This window comes from Paenibacillus soyae, from assembly GCF_024623455.1.
GTDB lineage: Bacteria > Bacillota > Bacilli > Paenibacillales > Paenibacillaceae > Pristimantibacillus > Pristimantibacillus soyae.
Map to the genome: position 1 here is coordinate 66,015 of NZ_JANIPJ010000010.1, position 19,334 is coordinate 85,348.

Sequence of the window (19,334 nt, forward strand, 5' to 3'; positions counted from 1 at the left end):
GTCAGACGCCCTCTTTCCGTCCCGATCTTGCGGAAATCAGTCTCCATACGGCGACCGCTACTCCCGCCACAACGGCGGAAACGCCGATCCAGATAGGCGCCGTGGCCCATTTGCTGACAGAAGCGCCGTAAGGACCCGAATAAACCGCCGCCACGAACGTGCCGTCCTCCGTTTTCACCGCGATCCGATCCCGCTCGAGGCCATCCTGAATGGCATAATACGGCGTGCCTTCCGGGAATCGGTTCGAGAAGTTTCCGGAATAGGTTCCCTCCTCATCTGAATAATGTGTCACCTGGCCGATTCGATCTCCGATCGACTCCGAAGGAAGCTCTTCCTCCGTCACCGTGTACATCCCGCCGTTATACACGACGAAGCTTGCCGCCCAGTCCGCAAATACAGATGAAACCATCCCGCCCATCAATAGAACAATCAGCAGCATGGTTCGGAGCCCGTATCGCATCCCCATTCCTCCTCAACTTGTATCCTTTTTTCCTATAACGTTGCGAGCATGGGATTAGTTAGTGCGTCAAAAATTTAGAGTGGAAAGTCATAATATTAGAGCGGCCGGGAAAGATCAATTGTTTATAATCTAAACATCCCTCGGAAAGCGCTTACTTTTCTTGTGGTGATAAGCATGCCGCTGCGGAAGAGACGTTCCTGGAACGTCCCCGCAGCATTTATGAGCGATCAGGGGGATCGAGCTTGGTTTACAGGTAAATGAAGCAAAGGGGGAGAAGCAAAATGAGCAGGAGCTTTCGGCAACTTTTTACGTTCATCCTCATCGCGGCGCTTGTAAGCGCCTCCATTCCCGGAGGCAAGGCCTATGCTTTGGAGAATAGCGTGGAAGAAGGGTTAATGGGCTGGTACAAGCTGGACGCGCCTTTTGATGTCGCTGGCAAGGGGGTTGCAGAGGACTCCTCCGGCAGCAATAATCATTCCGTTGACGCAATCGGTACGTGGGTGCCGGATGGCGGCGTATACGGCGGGGCCCTGTCGTTCAACGGCGTTACCGATCTGATTCAGCTGAATTTGGGATCGGCCCCGACGGGGTCGTACCTGAAGGATGCCTTCACGGAGCATTCCGTGTCTTTATGGTTCAAAGCAAACGATACGCAAGCGCAGCAGGTATTGTTCGAACGCGGAGGCAATGCGGCGGGCTTGGCGATTCAATTGAATGCGAACAAGCTGGAGGCTGCTGTTGTCAGCGCTAGCTTAAGGACCATTCTATCGGTCGATTTCACGGATACCGCCTCCTGGCATCACGTGATGGTTACGTTCGACAATGGGAGCTTTACCATGTACTTGGACGGGGAGGAAACTGCGAGCGCGAGCACGCCTTATAGGCAGGTGAGCGCGGCGCTGAACGAAGCTGCGATCGGCGCCAAATACGCGGTCTATGCATTCGGAGGAAACAATCAGACGGGAGCCTGGTTCAACGGGATGATCGATAACGTGCGCGTGTATAACAAGGCGATGTCGCCTTCGATCGAAGTGGCCGAGGTCAGCCTGGATAAGACGCGCTTGGTCACGAAGGTCGGCGGTACGGCGCTGCTCGAAGCTTCCTTCCAGCCGGCCATCGCGACGAACCGCGACGTCATCTGGACTTCGAGCAATGAATCCGTAGTGACGGTCTCCGGCAACGATTCGGCGCAAGCGGTCATTGCAGCCCAAAAAACGGGGAGCGCGACGGTTACCGCGAGGTCGGTGGATGGGGGGGTTATGGCTTCCAGCGAAATCATCGTACTTCCGGAGCTGATCTCCATGCCTCTCGAGAACTTGGAGGCTTGGTATAAGCTGGACGCGCCGTTGCAGCTTGCCGACAAGCAGGTTGCGGAGGATTCCACTGGAAATGCACATCATTCCGTAACCGCTCTGGGCACTTGGCTGCCGGGCGGCGGAGTTGACGGGGGCGCCTTTTCTCTTAATGGATCATCGGACATCATTCAACTCAACACGACGAATGTCTCTTTCCTAAGGGACGAGTTTGCCGAATTCACCGCCGCCATGTGGTTCAAGCCTCAAGACTTGAACGCCAGACAAGTATTGTTCGAGCGCGGGGGCAATGGGGCAGGACTGGCGATTCAAATCAATGAAGGCAAGCTCGAGGCTGCAGTTGCGAATAACACGCCTCAAGCCGGGCGAATGACTCTGTCCACGGAATTGACCGGCGCGGAAGAATGGCATCATGTCGCGGTATTTTTCAATAACGGCGATTTCAAGCTGTTCTTGGATGGTCATTTGGCCGAAGAGGCGGCTACGCCTTTCGACCAAGTCGCCGCTGCGGCTAACGAGGGCGCGATCGGAGCAAGATTCAGCGTGGATGCTTTCGAGGGGATGGAGACAGGGGCTTATTTCCACGGGTTTATTGATGACGTTCGATTGTACAATGCTGCCGTCCAGCCCGTCATAGGCGTGGTTCATGCGGAAAGCGTCAGCCTGGATCGGACGGCGGTCACGCTGGGCAAGGGCCTCGAGCAGGAGCTTGTTGCGACGGTTCTCCCGAGGTATGCGACGAATCAGGATGTCGTCTGGTCCTCCAGCGATGAGTCCGTCGCAGCGGTTACGCCGAGCGGCGGCCTGAAGGCGGTCGTACAAGGATTAGAGGAAGGGACGGCGATCATCACCGTGAGGACTGTCGATGGGAACTATTCGGCTGCGAGCAACGTGACCGTCTCGAATATCCCGGTGTCAGGGGTTAGCCTCGCGCCTGCGAACGTGGATATGCTGGTGGGAGCGACGCAGGTCCTGAAGCCGGCGTTCACGCCGGCGAATGCGACGAATCAGAAGGTAAGCTGGTCTTCCGATGTTACGTCCGTCGCAACGGTTAACGAATCGGGTGTCATTACGGCGCTTCAAGCGGGAACGGCAACGATCACCGTTACGACGGATGATGGGAGTCATGCTGCTTCCGTGAATGTCACAGTCAGGAGCATACCGGTCCGGGAGATCTCTCTGAACCACCCGAAAATCACGTTGGCTATGAACAGTACACATCTGTTGTCGGCGACAATCAAGCCTAGTAACGCATCCAATCTTAACATCACATGGTCGTCGTCCGATTCTTCCGTGGCAACGGTCGATGCGAGCGGCTGGGTGACGGCCGAAAGACCAGGCGTTGCGATCATTACGGCGACAACCGTAGACGGAGGCTTTGCGGCGAGCAGCGAAGTCACGGTCAATGCGTTCGCGGTCAAGGAAGTAGATAATCTGTTCCGCGTCCAGTCGGGACCGGACCTAGGCAAGAAGGCAACTCTCTACGACGGAACGATCGAGAAGTATAACGGCTACTACTATGCGATGGGAACCGGCACGAATGGGTACGTCTATCGCTCGAAGGACATGATTCATTGGGAAAGCCCTTATCAAATGATCTGGAGTCCTTACCCGACAACCCCGGTAGATCCCAATTATTTCGAGTACGGAGCCTCGGATATGCTCTTCCATAACGGGGCTATGTTCTATACGTTCAACGGAACCTCGTTAATCTACGGCGACCCGGGTACGATGAACACGAAGCCCGATTTCCGTCATCCCTACTGGGAGAACAGGTATGACCTCGGAATCGATCCGCAGCTGTTCATCGCGCATAACGGAAATTTGGTGTTCCAGCGCAAGGTGAATCCGGACGAGGCGGACCCGAATACCGGGGCGGCTAAGCCGGGGCGCGCCGGCGCATGGCTTTGGAACGTGAAATCGTTCTTCGATGAAAGGGGCAATCCGGCACGCGGCCAAGCGATCGAGACCGTGACGACGCAGAAGGGCCACTGGGCTAATATTAACTTCGTCAATTTCGAAGGGGCGGAGCTCTACTACCATAACGGCCAGTATTACATGTTGTACGTGGGCAATCAGATGTTCCCGGAAACGGGTCTTTATGAAACCGGGGTCGCGCAGGCCGGCGATTACAATGAAATCACGAACGATTCCAAATATCCAGGCAAGCTGCTCGCCCGCAATGTCGAAGAGTTGATCCTGAAATACCGCGTGATCTTGCCGACGGCGGAGCACGGCGGTCAGCCGTATCAATACACCTTTACCAGGCCTCAAGCAGGATGGAACGGCGCCGGTTCCAATGAGGAAGGCTGGGTGTTCGGCGAGGGCGGCTTCGGCTGGCCGGAAGAGAACCGGGCCAAAATTCCAAGCATCTATAACGACGGCAAAAGGACGGGAGCCGAGATTTGGGCGCATCCGGAAGGTCCGGCCGCCATGTGGGCGAAACGTTCCTTCGAACTGGATTCCGTTCCGGAGACAACGGCTCTGCGTTACCGATTGCAGGGCAACGGCAAGCTGTATGTGAACGGCAAGGAGCTGCTCGCGTTTGACGGCCAGCAGCGGGCTTACAGTATGGTAGAGGTTCCCGCCGGCATGCTGCGGACCGGGGAGAACGTAATCGCCGTAGAGATCAGCAAGAACACCAGCGCTCCGCTCAATTTCTACCATCTGGATTTCGGTCTGTATGATACGAAAAGTCATCCGGTCGAATCCGACATCGTCGGGCCGTCCCAGCCGAATGTGATCAAAGGGCCGAACGGGTTCGAGACTTGGGTGACCTATAAAGCATTCTGGAACAGCAGCGAAGGGCAAGGGAAGGATCGCATTTACTTCTGGGATCAGGAGATGGTTGCCGATGGACCGACCGGCTATGATTCCGAGGGTCTTCATCCGGATGCCTGGACGCCGACGTTCCAGGACCGTTTCGATTCGGAAGCCAGCCTAGGGCATTACGAAATCCCCCAGGCGGATGTATCGATCGATAACGGGGCGTTGTACTTGGGCGCGCCTGGCGATTCGCAACGGGTGCTGCTGCAAGGGTATGAAGCGGAAAACTTCTACATGGAGACCAACATTCGGTTCGACGACAACGATTTCGGAGACGAGGGGCAGGCCGGTATCGTCGTATGGCATCAGGATGAAGACAATTATATGAATCTGTTAATTGACCGCGATGAGAGGAATCTTGTCATCGAGTCCCGCATTGACGGAGTTTCGGATAGCTCGGCAACGGATTTGCCGTCTACGTTCTCCTTCCTGCATGATGACCCGCGCGCGGCGGACTTTGGGGAGCAATATCATACGCTTCAGGTGTATAAGAACGGGTCTAAGGTGTTTGCGGAGCTGGATCATTATACGCTGAACGACGATCGGCCGGTATTCGAGCATGATGCTATCGCGGCTAAAGGACAAATCGGCTTGATCAGCAACAAGGCGAAGGTTCGAATGGATAACGTGACGGTGACGACCGGGTGGAGCGAATATGGCACTTACATGGGCGGTTGGGACGAATCATGGTCAGTATCCGAAGAGGGCTTGCAGTCTCCGGCGACCGGGAAGGCGCTCACGGCCAAAGGCGATCGGTTGCTCGAGCATGAATTTTCGGTCAATGTGAATACCGAAGCTTTGCCGGAATCGGGCGAAGCGGGCGTTATTCTCGCGTATTTCGATGATCGGAATTACGTGGCCGCCGTTACGAATTACGAGACCAAACAATTCGAGCTGCGCAAGGTCGTAAACGGCCGGGAGGAGACTATCGAAGCAGCTTCCGCGGCGAGAGATACAATCTACGGACACATCAACTACGAGGAGGGCGGCCAGCGCGAGTATGTGTACGATCTGCGCGGAGAAGCGGAGATTTCGTCGGCCAAGATTTTATGGACCCACGGTCCGTTCCAATACATGAACAGGTTCTTCGAGCTTCCCGATTCGAACTCGGCGGATTTCAAGCTCGACAGCTGGAAGGAAGAATGGAACGCCGTACCGTTCTCGTATCAAGATAAAGGAAGGGGCGATTATCATATCGCCGATTTCGAGAACCCTGTCACAACCAAGCAGCTGAAGCTGAGCGTACCTTCGGAATCGAATCGTCCCTTTACATTCGTAGTGCGGGAAGAGATCAGCTCGCAAAACTTCTATAAGGTTGTCCGTTCGAAGGGGAAAATCTACGTTTGGGTGAATAACAAACTGATCTTCGACGCGGAGGATCCTTTCGAAGACAGACCCGCTCAGGCCGGCCTGTATACGGATGGAATCCAGGCGACTTATAACGCCTTGACCAGCTTTGACGTATCGGGGACGCTAACAACAGACGATCTCGAGACCGGGGTGCCTGATGGCGGCTCCGGGCCGGGGGGACCTCCTGCGGGTGGAGGCACCGCGCCGACACCGGGAAGCAAGGAACGGCAGACGGATGTAAGTCCGGAACAAAGCCGGCAACTGGAGCTGGAAGAAGGTGTGAAGATTCATATTCCTGCAGGCGCCGTCTCGACGAAAGGAACGATTAGCGTCTCGGTCGTCGAGCCGGACCAGGTTCCTGCAAGCGGCGATCTGCAAGCCGTCAGCCGGGTTTTCGAAATGTCCAGTACGGCGGGCAGCCGGTTCTCCAAGCCGCTTGTGCTTTCATTCGTCTACGATGCCAAGCAATTGAAATCAGGTAGTCAGCCGGCCGTGTACTATTACCATGAAAGCCAGAAGCGCTGGATCTTCATCGGCGGAACCGTCAATGAAGAAGAAGGAACGGTCCGCGTGAATGTCGATCACTTTACGAAATTTGCCGTCTTTGCCTATGAAGCGGCCACGATGACGGATATGGCGAAGCACTGGGCGGCAAGCTACGTTCTCCGCCTCGCGGGGATGAATGTCGCAGCCGGATACCCGGATGGAAGCTTCCGGCCGGAAGGCTTCGTCACGAGATTCGAATTCGCGAAGATGCTGACCTCGGCTCTTGGTCTTGAAGCAGCTTCCCGCGGCACGGGCTTCTCGGATGACGAGAATATTCCGTCATGGGCGAAGCAGCACGTCGCGGCCGCGGCCCAAACGGGCCTGATTCTCGGTTACGAGGAAGACGGCCTGACTAGCTTCAAGGGCGACCGAACGGTGACGCGTGCGGAAGCTGCCGTTATGACGGCAAGAGCGTTGAACCTCTACGCAACCAGCGTCGTCGGCTTGACGGACAAAGCGCCGGAATGGAAAGACGCCTCGGACATTCCGGCCTGGGCGAAGCCGTCGATCGATCAGGCTCTGTCTGCGGGCATCCTTAATGGCTACGACGATGGCTCTTTCAGCGCGAGCCAATTCACGTCAAGAGGGGAAGCTGCCGCGATGATTTACAAGCTGTTGGCTGCCTTAGGAATCTAGCATAACCTTAAACCCTCGGACAGAGGCCATTATCTTACGGTGATGGTCTCTGTCTATTTTATATTCACAAAATGTTAGATTTACTCGACAAAAATGAATGGATAAGTTTATGATGAAGCTAATAAGAAAGCGGTTTATTTGGAAATATAACCATCCCGTAATTTGCAATTTGTAAGAAGATACGACTAAGAATGGAGGGCGAACGGAGCCGTGCTGCAGGAATACGAATACGAATTTGCGGAGTTTTTCTATTATACGCCTGGGCCGTTCGATATGGAGTCGGGAATTTGGCCCATTCGGGCGGGGCGCACCAAGGCTAAGCCCAATTATAAGGTGGGGCCTAAACGGATCGAATGCTACAGCATTCACTTCATACAGGAAGGGAAGCTTCGTTTGCAATTCGATCACGAGCAGATTGAGCTGCAGCGGGGCGATATCTTCTGTTTGTTCCCGGAGCGGACTTATTGCTACGAAAGAATACCGTCGGAGCAATCGCTTCGGATGAGCTGGCTGGCGATTGGCGGCGACAGGGCGAGGCCGCTACTGGGGCTGGCGGGACTGACCGAGGAGAGGCCTTACCGCAGGACAGCCAATACGCCGCAGGTCGGTTTGTCCGCCGAACGCGCAGTGAATGCGCTCGGGGCGGCCGGACAGTGGACAGCCGCGGCGGCGATCGAGCTGCAAAGCCTTATATGGGGGCTATTCGCCGATCTGACGAAGGCTGCGACGTCGACGCGCGAATCGGGACAAGCCGATTGGGTCCGCGCCTGCATGAGCTATATCGAGCTGCACGCTACGGAAGGGATTTCGGTACAGCAGGTGGCGGATTTCGCGGGCGTGCACCGTTCCTATTTGTCCCAGACGTTCGCAAGCCAGACGGGCTTGTCGCCCATGAAATATTTGCAGAAGGTCCGCATGGAGAAAGCGAGGCGGCTGCTCGGCGAGTCGGATGCGACAATGACGGAGGTGGCTTTGTCGCTGGGTTACCCGAATTTATACGCGTTCACCAGAGCGTACAGGACCTATCACAAGGAGCCCCCAGCAGCCGGACGCGCAGCAAGGGATTAACCCGCAAAATTCGGAAAGGAGATTTCCGTTATGAAGCTGAAGTCGAAGCTGTCTGCCTTTAAACGATGGATTTCACCTCAATTAAGCATTCAGGGCAAAATATTCATCGCGTTCAGCCTGGTTGCCCTGCTGTCCATTCTTTCCATTGCCGGCATCGTCTACGTGAACATGCGGGAGACCATCAAGGACAACGCGGTAACCTCCGTATCGGATAGTATTCGCCAGGCGGACGAATCCCTGAAGATTATGCTGGAGGAGATAGACCGCTTGAACACCGTGGTGGTGACCAACAAAAATACGGTAATCGATACGATTCTCAGTCCATCGGAGGAGATCAGCTACGAATGGTTTATGGAGCAGAAGCGGATCGAGGAATTTCTAAAGTCCCTGACCGACTATAAGCCCTACATCTCGCGAATCGCCGTCGTCGGCCTGAACGGCAAAGTGTTCTTCTCCGGAGACCCGTGGATAGACCGTACGATTCTTGGAACCCCGACGATCGATTATATTCTGCGCAACGGCTCGCGCCATGCTTATCTCAGACAGACGGGCGTGTACGAGACGATTACGGTAGGGCGCGAGATCCGGTATGACCGCAAAGCGATCGGCGTGGTCATGGTCGATTTGAATTATGATTTCATCCGGAAGACGTACGGCGTGAAGCCTACCGCCGACAGCATGCTGTACGTGCTGGATAAGCAGGACGGGTTCGTATACAGGTCCGATGACATTCCGGATTTCGCACCGCCGGAACGAAGGATTGTCGGTTTGAAGCGGGAGCTCGCGGGCAACGGCGACGCGGTGGAGCAGACCATTGACGGCAGGCCCTATATCGTTGTCAGCCGTCTTTCCGACTATACGGGCTGGACGACCCTGGCGCTCATCCCGCTCGATTCCTTGCTTACCGAATCGACCAAGCTCCGGAATCTTATGCTTGAGGTGTCGGCGATTGTCTTGATCGTGGTTCTCATCGGCTCGTTACAGGTCTCCTCCAGAATCACGATCAACATTCGGAGACTGAAATCGATGATGATGCTGGTAAAGGACGGAAACTTGACGTTCCCTAAAAAAGAGATTCAAACGAAGGATGAAGTCGGCCAGCTGTATCATGTGTTTATCAGCATGGTGGAAGAGCTGAAGCGGCTGATGGAGGGGATACGGATCAGCGAGAAGGAGAAGCGCGAGGCCGAATTGACCGCGCTCCAGGCGCAAATCCGGCCGCATTTCCTGTACAACTCGCTGAATACGATCAAATATTTGGCCAGGCTGAACGGCGCCCCCAATATCGAGGAGGTATCCGGTTCCTTGATCGAGCTTATGCGGGGGGTCCTGGGCAATTCGAATGAATTTCTCACCGTACGGGAGGAGCTGGACTACGTTCGCAGCTATGTCTCCATCGTGAAGTATAAGTATATGGAACCGATACAGGTGCATGAGGAGATCGAGGATGAGGGGCTGCTGGATGCTCGCGTGCTGAAGCTGACCCTGCAGCCGATCGTGGAGAACGCCATTATTCACGGGATCGGTTCGCGCGAGCAAGGAGGAGCCGTGACGATTCGGGTACGCGGAGAGAAGAACGATTTGGTCATTGAAGTATTCGACAACGGCAAGGGCATGACACAGCAGCAAATGGATCGGATGATGAACGAAGGAGGCAAACGGGAAGCGACATCGCGCTTCAGCGGGATAGGGGTGCTCAATGCGCATGAGCGAATGGCCCGAATGTTCGGCGAGCCATACGGCGTCAAGCTGTATAGCGAACTAGGCCTGTATACGAAGGTCGAAATTAGATTTCCATTCATGAAGTATCAGCCCAAATCCGATCAAGAGGTGATCTAGACCATGTTTCAAGTGCTGCTTGTCGACGATGAACCATTGGCTCGAAACGACATTCGGACGCTAATCGATTTCCGCAAGCATGGATTCGAAATTTGCGGAGAAGCCCGCAACGGGGTAATGGCGCTGGAGATGATCGAACAGTCTCGGCCTCAAATTGCGATTATTGACGTCAACATGCCGGAGATGAACGGCGTGGAGCTGAACCAAATGATCAGGAAACGGTACCCTTCTATCAAAACGATCATGTTAAGCAGCTACGATGACTACGATTACGTGCGCGATTGCTTGAAGAACGGCTCCGTCGATTATTTGCTGAAGCATCGGCTTGACGGGACGACGCTGCTGACGCTGCTGAACAAGGCGGTGCTGGAGCTGCGGCAAGAGGATCGGCTGATGGAGGACCGCAACGCTCATAAGGAAATGGCGGAGCGGATGAACCCCGTGCTGATCCGGGGTTATATCGCCGACTTGGTGAAAGGGAAGCAGGACGCGGCTCGGCATCTGGAGACCTACATGAAGAAGAATGGCTTGTATGCCGAGGCAGTCAGCTACGCGGCGGCGGCCGTGCAGATCGTTCCGTTCCTGCTGCTGACGGAGACCTACTCCGACGTGCAGACGAATCGGCTGGTTCAGCAAACGGTGGATATGATGCAGCAGAGCCTGGGCGACATCCATGAGCATACAGCCGCCTATGTGGAGAACGGACGTCTGGTTGTCGTGTTTGGATTCAAGGAGCGAAGCGAGCTTGCCGCTTCAAGCGAAATCGGCAGACAGATGAGCCAGATCAGCCACATGCTGGGGCTGTACTTGAATCTGAAATGCGTCTATGCCGTCGGGCATGTATGCGGCAGCTTATCGCAGCTCGCGGCAAGCTATGAGTCCGCCGAGCGGACTCTGGACGCCGCCGCTCCGGCTGCCGTGTCGCCGAAGGCAAGCGGACATGGCAAGCATTTGTCGCTAACGCTTGAAGAACAGAAGATGCTGCTGCTTTCCATCGAGAGATTGGACCCCGAAGGCATGCATCGATCGATTGTCTCCATATTCGATTCCATCCGGGAGCAGCCTCTTCATTCCGTCGCCGTGCAGAGAATCGTCAGCGAATTATTCCTGATCGGCGAGAAGGCGATGAAGAAGGGAGCGCTGACGGACGAGTCCGTCCTGGAAGGACTTCCGTCGCGGAGCGAGCTCGGCCGTCTAGGCAGCGTCCGGGAGCTGGGGCTGTGGATGCAGGCGTATTACGAAGGCTTGCTAGGCTCGTTGAAATCGCGTCTGACGGTCGGAACCTATTCGCGTCATGTATCGCAGGCGGTCGCGTTCATCCTGGAGCATTATTCGGGCGGCGTCACGTTGGAGCTTGCCGCGTCCGCTATCGGATTGAACCCGTCCTATTTGAGCCGAATTTTCAAAGAAGAGACGAAAGCGACGTTTTCCGAATACGTGAATCGCATACGAATCGAAGCGGCCCGCAAGCTCCTGGAGAGCGGTCGGTATTCGATTAAGCAAATCAGCGATCAAGCGGGCTTCTCCACTCACAATTATTTCTTCAAGGTGTTCAAGGAATATACCGGCGTCACGCCGCAAGCCTACTTGCATGGACTCGGCGGCAGCGGCATGAACGCAAAGCCGTAAAATATGTGGAGTAATTAGTCATAATATTATAATTTTGCGGCGGAAGCGGTGAATTATAATGAGTGAACACCGAGGCAAACGCTTACAAGTCGGTGAATGAAACGATGGAGGTCACAGATTTATGCGCAAACATTGGGGTAAAAAGGCCATGACCATGATGATCGTCTCCGGTCTGATTCTTGGGGGCTGCAGCGGCAACGGCAACGGTAATGGAAATAGCAATTCGGGCTCAGAGAAAGAGAACACGCCCTCTGCCGCTGCTGGTGAAAGCGCTGTAAAAACAGACGGATTCCCGATCGTGGATGAACCGCTTAAGCTCAAGATGTTCACTCGTATCGCGCCTGCGAACGGACCGTTCAAGGAAATGCCGGTATTCCAGGATTATGAGAAGATGAGCAACATTCAGGTTGAATTCATCGAATCCCCGACCGACGGATTCCCGGAGAAGAAAAACCTGCTGTTCGCGTCCAACGAGCTTCCCGACGCGTTGTATCGTTCCGCCTTGTCGCCGCTTGAGACGGTTAGATACGGTTCGGCGGGCCAGCTGATCCCGCTGGAGGATCTGATCGATCAGTATGCTCCTAATTTGAAAGCGCTGATGGAAGAATATCCGGAGATTCGCGCAGGCATTACATCGCCGGAAGGCCATATTTATTCGATTCCGGGCATTGTCACGCTGGGTTCGGCGCGCACGGATAAACGCTGGATCAACAAGTCTTGGCTGGAGAAGCTGAACTTGGAAGTTCCGGAGACGACGGACGAGCTTTATGATGTGCTGCTTGCTTTCCGGGATGGAGATCCGAACGGCAACGGCCAGCCGGATGAGCTTCCAATGACCGCTCGCAAAGGGCTTCAGATCGTAAACTTCATGGCGGGATCATTCGGTCTTGATCTGCAGCTTGGCTACAATATCAACATCAATGACGGCAAGGTGGAAATTTGGAGCGGCAGCGAGAGACATAAGGAATTGCTGATGTACCTGAACAAGTTGTACTCGGAGAAGCTTCTGGACCAAGAGCTCTTCTCTCACACAGAGGCGCAATATTTGGCTAAGCAGGGAACGGGGAATACGGGCCTCTTCTACGACCAAACGAATAATAACTTCCTGCCGATCATGGATCAATACGTCGGCATAGCGCCGCAAGCCGGCCCGCATGACGATCGGCTGCAAAGCAACGTCGCGCCGGTTCCTCGCGATTTCGGAGCATTCGCGATCACGTCCGTGAACGAGCATCCGGAAGCGACGATGCGCTGGATTGACTACTTCTACGGCGACGAAGGCTCCACCCTGCTGCGTTTCGGCAGAGAAGGCGAGCATTACGAGATGAAAGACGGCATTCCGTACTACACGGAAGAATTCCTGGCTATCGAGGGCGCGCAAGGGAAAATGACGCCATACGCCGGCGGCGGAGCGCCGCACATCATCAACGACAAGGTAGCTTCCTTCATCAACCCGCCGCAGGTACAAGAGGCGTACGAGCAACTGGAGCCGTACATGCCGGAAATCCGTTACGCGGCGCCGATGTTCGATGAAGCAACCGCTCAGCAGGTCAATGTGCTGCGCAACGATATCGACAAGTATTTCGAAGAGCAAAGCACGAAATTCATCGTGGGCGCGCTCAGCTTCGATAAGTGGGATGAGTTCCAAGCGACTCTGAAGAAGATGAATCTCGAAGAGCTGCAGAAAATCTATCAAGAAGCTTACGACAAGATGGCGAAATAAGGCCGAGACAGCATAGAGAAGGAGTGGATGTTCATGAAGAGCGCGCAGACAAGTGCCGCCTCTCTGACCCCCAGCCAGCCAAAGCGCGGATCCGGCCTGCCTAGGAAAATAGCGAAACGATATGATCTGTATCTCATGCTGCTGCTGCCGATCGCCTGGTATTTGATCTTTCATTACGGCCCTTTGTACGGGCTGCAAATCGCCTTCAAAAACTTTAATCCGGCCAAGGGCATCTTCGGAAGCCCTTGGGAGGGATTCGGCCATTTCGAACGGTTCTTCGATTCCTATTATTTCTGGAGACTGCTGTGGAATACGATATCCATCAACTTGTTCTCGCTGCTCATCGCATTCCCGATTCCGATTCTGCTCGCCTTGCTTGTCAATGAAATCCGAAGCAAACACTTCAGCAAATGGCTGCAAAACATTACGTATATTCCGCATTTCATCTCGGTTGTCGTCATTGTCGGCATCCTGAACGCCATGCTTTCGCCAACTGGGCCGATCAACATGCTGATCGAGGCGCTCGGCGGCACGCCGACCCGCTTCCTGGAGGAGGCCGGCTGGTTCAAGACGATCTTTATCGGCTCGAATATTTGGCAGAACATGGGCTGGCAATCGATTATCTACATTGCGGCGCTCAGCGGAGTCAATCCGCAGCTGTACGAGGCGGCCAAGATGGACGGGGCTTCAAGGCTAAGACGCATATGGCATGTCTCTCTGCCGGGTATCGCTCCGGTCATCGTTATTCTGCTTATACTGGATATCGGCCATTTCATGAATGTAGGCTTCGAGAAAATCTTGCTGATGCAGAACAACTTGAATCTGGAGTCCAGCGACGTCATCTCCACGTTTGTCTACACGACAGGCGTTTTGAAGGGGGAGTACAGCTATACCGCAGCAATCGGACTGTTCAACTCGGTCATCAATCTGATCTTGCTTCTGATGGTGAACCGATTCGCCCGCAAGACGTCGGAGACAAGCTTATGGTAAAGGAGAGGACGAGAGGATGTCGAAGCAACAGACTCTAAAAAGTAAATCGGATGAACGAGTATTCGACGCCATTGTGTACGCGATTGCCGCGGTTATCATGATCATCGTGCTGTATCCGCTGGTTTATGTCGTCAGCGCCTCGTTCAGCGATCCTTCCAAGGTGCTGAGCGGGGATGTCTGGCTGCTGCCGAAAGGCATTTCGCTTGATGCCTATACCAGTATTATGGATAACGACAAGATTTGGAGAGGTTATCTCAATTCTATCATCTACACGGTAGTCGGCACGGTTATTAACATTCTCATGACGCTGCTCGCCGCCTATCCGCTGTCTCGGCCGGATCTTCCCGGCCGCAACGGATTTATGGTTTTGATCACGCTGACCATGTTTTTCGGCGGCGGGCTTATTCCGACGTATTTGCTGGTCAAGGACTTAGGAATGGTGAATACCATGTGGGCCCTCATTATTCCGGGGGCGATCGCTACTTATAATTTGATCGTCATGCGGACGTATTTCCAGACGTCCATCCCGTGGGAGCTGCAGGAAGCGGCCCATATGGACGGCTGCTCCAATTGGCGCCTGCTGCTTAGCATTATTTTGCCGTTATCGAAACCCATTATAGCCGTTATGGTGCTGTTCTACGCGGTAGGGCATTGGAACTCCTTCTTCCCTGCGCTGATCTACCTTCAGAACGAAGAGCTGCATCCGCTTCAGCTTGTGCTGCGCGAGATTCTAATGATCAGTCAATCCGCGTTCGAAGGAGGCAGCATCGGGCTGGAAAAGCAGATTTTGCTTGCCGAGACGATCAAGTTCGCGGTCATTATCATATCCAGCTTGCCGGTCTTGATCATGTATCCGTTCGTGCAGAAGCATTTCGTCAAAGGAGTTATGATCGGATCTATCAAAGGTTAGAGGTTGTTCAAAAAGTCCGCTTTTGATCACGAAGTATGCCCGGTAGCCTATTCGACATCGAATATTGAATTCAGCCGAAACTTCCGATGCTCACGTAGCTCCACTACGCTCCGCTTCTCAGTTTCTAGCTTCATCCAATCTTCTCGGTGCTGAAAAGCGGACTTTTTGAACCTTTATATTATTTATAATTTATATCTCATTGGAGGTCCGTTTTGAACAAAAACGCGAAGATTACAGTCGATTGCAGCAGGGCGAGCGAGCATGAGGTTAATCCTTATTTGTTCGGCCATTTCGTTGAAGACATTCGGGATCATATGGAGGCTATGCTCGCGTTCCCGCTTAAGGATATGGATTTCGAAAGCGAATCGGTGACGAAACAAGAGGTATCCGGCAGCTGGTACGCTTATACGAACGGACGGAACACCAAATACGCGCTCGAGGCGCCGGCTCCGAAGCATTCGGGACGCGCACAGCGCATCCGCTTGCTAAGCGATGACGAAGCTTACGCCGGCATCGCGCAGAAGGCCGCGCTTAAGGGTCCGGCAACTTATACGGTCAAGCTTGTAGCGCGGGCTTCCATTGAGCTTAAAGCTCTCATCGTCGAGGCGGTGGACAGACGGACGGAGGAGCAGCTCGGATCCGTCCGGTTCGAGCTTGCGAGCCACAACTGGCGGGAATATGAGGCGCAGCTGCCGATTGCCCGCGCTTGCGTCGATGCGGAGCTTCGCGTGTACATTCCGGCCGACCATCCGAGATGGGTCGACCACGTATCCACGGGCATGCTCTGGATCGACCACGTGTCTCTGCTCCCCGAGGACAGCATCGCGATGGTGAAGCGCGAAGTGATCGACATGACGCGCGACCTGAATGCGGGGATGATGCGGCTTGCCGGCAACTATATCAGCGCTTACCACTGGGAGCATGGCGTAGGTCCGGTGCTCGAGCGGCCGGTCATGTACAACGAGGCGTGGGGCGGCTGGACGAGCAAATATTTCGGCACGGACGAATTTATTCAATTTTGCCGGGAGCTGCGGGTCGAGCCTCTCATCTGCGTCAATGACGGCTCGGGCACGCCCGAGGAAGCGGCGCAGTGGATCGAATATTGCAATGGCGGCGCGGACACGCCGATGGGCGCGCTTCGCGCGGCGAACGGCTATCCCGAGCCGTACAATGTTCGCTACTGGGAGATCGGCAACGAGGTGTGGGGGCAATGGCAGGTCGGCACCTGCACCGCGGAAGAGTTCGCGAAGCGGACGTTAGGATTCGCGGCAGCCATGAAGGCGGCCGATCCTTCGATCGTGCTGCTGGCGTGCGGACACTTCGAGCAGGACTGGAATAAGGCCGTGCTCGACATCGCGGGCGAGCATTTCGATTATCTCACGCTGCATTTGTACCACGGTTACGGTCTGTTCGGCATGAATCGGAATACGCCGGCGGAGGATCGGTACAAGGCGATCGCCGCTTATCCGGAGTTCACCCGTCATCATCTGACGGGGACGGAGGAGCATATACGCTCGAACGAGAAGCACAGCCACGTCAAGGTGGCGATAACCGAATACAACACGATGTATTACCCGAATACGGTTCGCAAGGGATTGCCGAACGAGCATACGCTGGGCGCGGCGGTTGCCAATGCCGCCAACCTGAACGAAATGATTCGCCGCAGCGATCTGGTTCACATCGGCAGCTTCTCCGATCTGGTGAACGGCTGGCTCGGCGGATGTATCCGCGTAGGCGACTATTACGCCGACCAATATTGCGGCAAGGAGCCCGGCTGGAGCGGACACGCTCTTACCGTATACGGCACGCCGACTTATGAAGTCATGAAGCTGTATGCGAACCGCGGCGTTAAGCATCTATTGCCTGTCCAAACGGAGTGCGGGACCTTCGCGGTTCCTGCGCTGAAGGAGACGCCGGTCGCCCTCGACAATTTGCCGGATTTGGATATCGTCGCCGGCACGAACGGCGATCGGAGCACGATCACGTTGTTTATCGTCAACCGCAGCTTGGAAGAGGTAAAGGCCGAGCTGGAGCTGAAAGCCTTCCATGCGTCGGAAGAAACGACGCTATATGAAATTACCGGGGACTCTTACGACGAGATTAATTCCGTTTTCGAGCCGGAGCATATTAGGTGCAAGCAGAGCACGGTCAGCGCGGAAGAATGGCGGCGCGGATTCCCGCTGCGTCCATCGTCCGTCTACGCGCTGGAAATCAACACGAAATCATAGGGGTTAGAATCAGGAGGCATAGCATGGCTACCAAGTCCTACATCAAAGACTATCCCAGGCCGCAGTTCGTGCGCGGCGATTGGCATAATCTGAACGGCGAATGGGATTTCCGCTTCGACGACGCCAATGCCGGCGAACGCGAGAAGTGGCAGGAGACGTTCCAGGAAACGCACAAAATCAACGTTCCATTCACGTACGAGACGAAAGCGAGCGGCATAGGCACCCAAGAGTTCCATCCTTACGTTTGGTACAGCCGGACGATCGCCGTGCCGAAGGAAGCCGAAGGGAAGCGGGCGATCCTCCATTTCCAAGCGGTGGACTACGACGCCAAAGTGTGGGTGAACGGCGTGCTGGCAGGCGGCCATCAAGGCGGCTACGCGGCTTTTTCGGTCGATATGACGCCGTACCTCGCGTTCGGGGCCGACAACCGGATTACGGTCAAGGTCGCGGACAGCGACAGCTGTTACCAGCCTCGGGGCAAGCAGCGCTGGACCCCGGACAATTTCGAATGCTTCTACGTCCAGACGACGGGCATCTGGCAGACCGTGTGGATGGAGTACGTGGAGGAGCAGCGGCTGGACGCGGTGAAAATAACGCCGGATCTCGACCGCCATATCGTGCGCTTCGATTACGAAGTGAACGGCGTCGAAGGAGGCGGCGGCGATCTGACGCTGGAGGCGGTCGTGACGTTCAAGGGCAAGCCGGTGAAGCGGGTCGCTCTGGCGATCGACCGTCCGTGCCTCTCCGTGGAGGTCGACCTTCACCATGAGGCGAACGGTCCGTGGAAGCGGGCGTATTGGTCGCCCGCCCGGCCGAACCTGTACGACGTGGAGTTCGTGCTGACCTCGGGCGGAAGGGTCGTAGACCGGGTGCTCTCGTATTTCGGCATGCGCAAAATATCGATCGAAAACGGCAAGGTGCTGCTGAATAACGTGCCGGTGTACCAGCGTCTTATCCTGGATCAGGGCTATTGGACCGACAGCCATCTGACCCCGCCTAGCGAAGAAGCCTTGATCGAGGACATCGACTTGATCATGCAGATGGGCTACAACGGCGTGCGCAAGCATATGAAGATCGAGGACGCCCGGTTCCTGTACTGGTGCGACGTGAAAGGGCTGCTCGTCTGGTCGGAGATGGCGGCGACCTTCGAATTCCACGACCGCGCGGTGAACGCGTTCACGAAGGAATGGCTCGAGATTATCAAGCAGCAGCATAACCATCCGAGCATCATCACGTGGGTGCCGTTCAACGAGTCGTGGGGCATCGGGAACATCCTTCGCGACAAGCGGCAGCAGAAGTTCACCGAAGGCATCTACCACCTGACCAAGTCGTTCGATCCGCATCGGCCGGTCATTACGAACGATGGCTGGGAGCATACCGTCTCGGATATCATTACGCTGCACGATTACGTCGCGACCGGGGAAGGGTTCCTGAAGCGTTATGCGGATAACAAGGATGCGATCATGTCCCGCGAAACGACCTGCAACCAATGGAAATACGCTTTGGCCGAGGGCTACGAGTACAAAGGACAGCCGATCATCATCAGCGAATTCGGCGGCATCGCGTTCCAGTCGGACAAAGGCTGGGGCTACGGCGAGCAGGTCGCCTCGGAGGAGGCGTTCATGGAGCGGTTCCGGGGCATCACGCAGGCGATCAAATCCGTCGATTATATTTGCGGATACTGCTATACGCAGGTGACCGACGTACAACAAGAGATTAATGGACTGCTCACGGAGGATCGCAAGCCGAAGGTGCCTCTGGAGCAAATAAGAGAAGTGAATCTCGGCTGACCATCCTCGCCGAGAGGAGAAGAGCC

10 protein-coding genes are annotated in these 19,334 nt (G+C 55.2%); 9 read left to right on the forward strand and 1 reads right to left on the reverse strand.

Annotation, left to right across the window (positions count from 1 at the left end; all coding sequences use genetic code 11):
• Nucleotide 1: 1 nt before the first annotated feature.
• Nucleotides 2-460: a hypothetical protein gene (locus tag NQZ67_RS14875; RefSeq protein ID WP_257447152.1), complete on the reverse strand. Its 459-nt coding sequence runs from the start codon at nucleotides 458-460 to the stop codon at nucleotides 2-4.
• A gap of 281 nt (nucleotides 461-741) precedes the next feature.
• On the opposite strand from NQZ67_RS14875, the gene NQZ67_RS14880 reads away from it, so the two are divergent.
• From NQZ67_RS14880 to NQZ67_RS14920, 9 genes are all read left to right on the forward strand, one after another.
• Nucleotides 742-7,131 carry an Ig-like domain-containing protein gene (locus NQZ67_RS14880; RefSeq protein WP_257447154.1) on the forward strand — a complete coding sequence of 2,130 codons (6,390 nt, stop codon included), beginning with the start codon at nucleotides 742-744 and terminating at the stop codon, nucleotides 7,129-7,131.
• A gap of 210 nt (nucleotides 7,132-7,341) precedes the next feature.
• Nucleotides 7,342-8,199: an AraC family transcriptional regulator gene (locus tag NQZ67_RS14885; protein ID WP_371825308.1), complete on the forward strand. Its 858-nt coding sequence runs from the start codon at nucleotides 7,342-7,344 to the stop codon at nucleotides 8,197-8,199.
• A 30-nt stretch (nucleotides 8,200-8,229) separates the two neighbouring features.
• Nucleotides 8,230-10,038 carry a cache domain-containing sensor histidine kinase gene (locus NQZ67_RS14890; RefSeq protein WP_257447156.1) on the forward strand — a complete coding sequence of 603 codons (1,809 nt, stop codon included), beginning with the start codon at nucleotides 8,230-8,232 and terminating at the stop codon, nucleotides 10,036-10,038.
• A gap of 3 nt (nucleotides 10,039-10,041) precedes the next feature.
• Nucleotides 10,042-11,667, forward strand: a complete 1,626-nt coding sequence (locus tag NQZ67_RS14895; protein ID WP_257447158.1) for a response regulator — start codon at nucleotides 10,042-10,044, stop codon at nucleotides 11,665-11,667.
• Between the two features lie 121 nt (nucleotides 11,668-11,788).
• Entirely contained in the window at nucleotides 11,789-13,390 is a 1,602-nt protein-coding gene (locus NQZ67_RS14900; RefSeq protein ID WP_257447159.1) for an extracellular solute-binding protein, read from the forward strand.
• A 33-nt stretch (nucleotides 13,391-13,423) separates the two neighbouring features.
• Nucleotides 13,424-14,380, forward strand: a complete 957-nt coding sequence (locus tag NQZ67_RS14905) for an ABC transporter permease (protein ID WP_257447162.1) — start codon at nucleotides 13,424-13,426, stop codon at nucleotides 14,378-14,380.
• Between the two features lie 16 nt (nucleotides 14,381-14,396).
• Nucleotides 14,397-15,290 carry a carbohydrate ABC transporter permease gene (locus NQZ67_RS14910; protein WP_257447164.1) on the forward strand — a complete coding sequence of 298 codons (894 nt, stop codon included), beginning with the start codon at nucleotides 14,397-14,399 and terminating at the stop codon, nucleotides 15,288-15,290.
• A 212-nt stretch (nucleotides 15,291-15,502) separates the two neighbouring features.
• Complete coding sequence (locus NQZ67_RS14915) at nucleotides 15,503-17,518, forward strand: alpha-L-arabinofuranosidase family protein (RefSeq protein WP_257447166.1); 2,016 nt, start codon at nucleotides 15,503-15,505, stop codon at nucleotides 17,516-17,518.
• A 23-nt stretch (nucleotides 17,519-17,541) separates the two neighbouring features.
• A complete protein-coding gene (locus NQZ67_RS14920; protein WP_257447169.1) occupies nucleotides 17,542-19,308 on the forward strand; it encodes a glycoside hydrolase family 2 protein in 1,767 nt (588 codons plus the stop codon).
• Nucleotides 19,309-19,334: the final 26 nt, after the last annotated feature.

Excerpts from the sequence above, each read along its gene's own strand:
- NQZ67_RS14875 (WP_257447152.1), bottom strand. The coding sequence starts at position 460 with ATGCGATACGGGCTCCGAACCATGCTGCTGATTGTTCTATTGATGGGC.
- NQZ67_RS14880 (WP_257447154.1), top strand. The coding sequence starts at position 742 with ATGAGCAGGAGCTTTCGGCAACTTTTTACGTTCATCCTCATCGCGGCG.
- NQZ67_RS14890 (WP_257447156.1), top strand. The coding sequence starts at position 8,230 with ATGAAGCTGAAGTCGAAGCTGTCTGCCTTTAAACGATGGATTTCACCT.
- NQZ67_RS14895 (WP_257447158.1), top strand. The coding sequence starts at position 10,042 with ATGTTTCAAGTGCTGCTTGTCGACGATGAACCATTGGCTCGAAACGAC.
- NQZ67_RS14900 (WP_257447159.1), top strand. The coding sequence starts at position 11,789 with ATGCGCAAACATTGGGGTAAAAAGGCCATGACCATGATGATCGTCTCC.
- NQZ67_RS14905 (WP_257447162.1), top strand. The coding sequence starts at position 13,424 with ATGAAGAGCGCGCAGACAAGTGCCGCCTCTCTGACCCCCAGCCAGCCA.
- NQZ67_RS14910 (WP_257447164.1), top strand. The coding sequence starts at position 14,397 with ATGTCGAAGCAACAGACTCTAAAAAGTAAATCGGATGAACGAGTATTC.
- NQZ67_RS14920 (WP_257447169.1), top strand. The coding sequence starts at position 17,542 with ATGGCTACCAAGTCCTACATCAAAGACTATCCCAGGCCGCAGTTCGTG.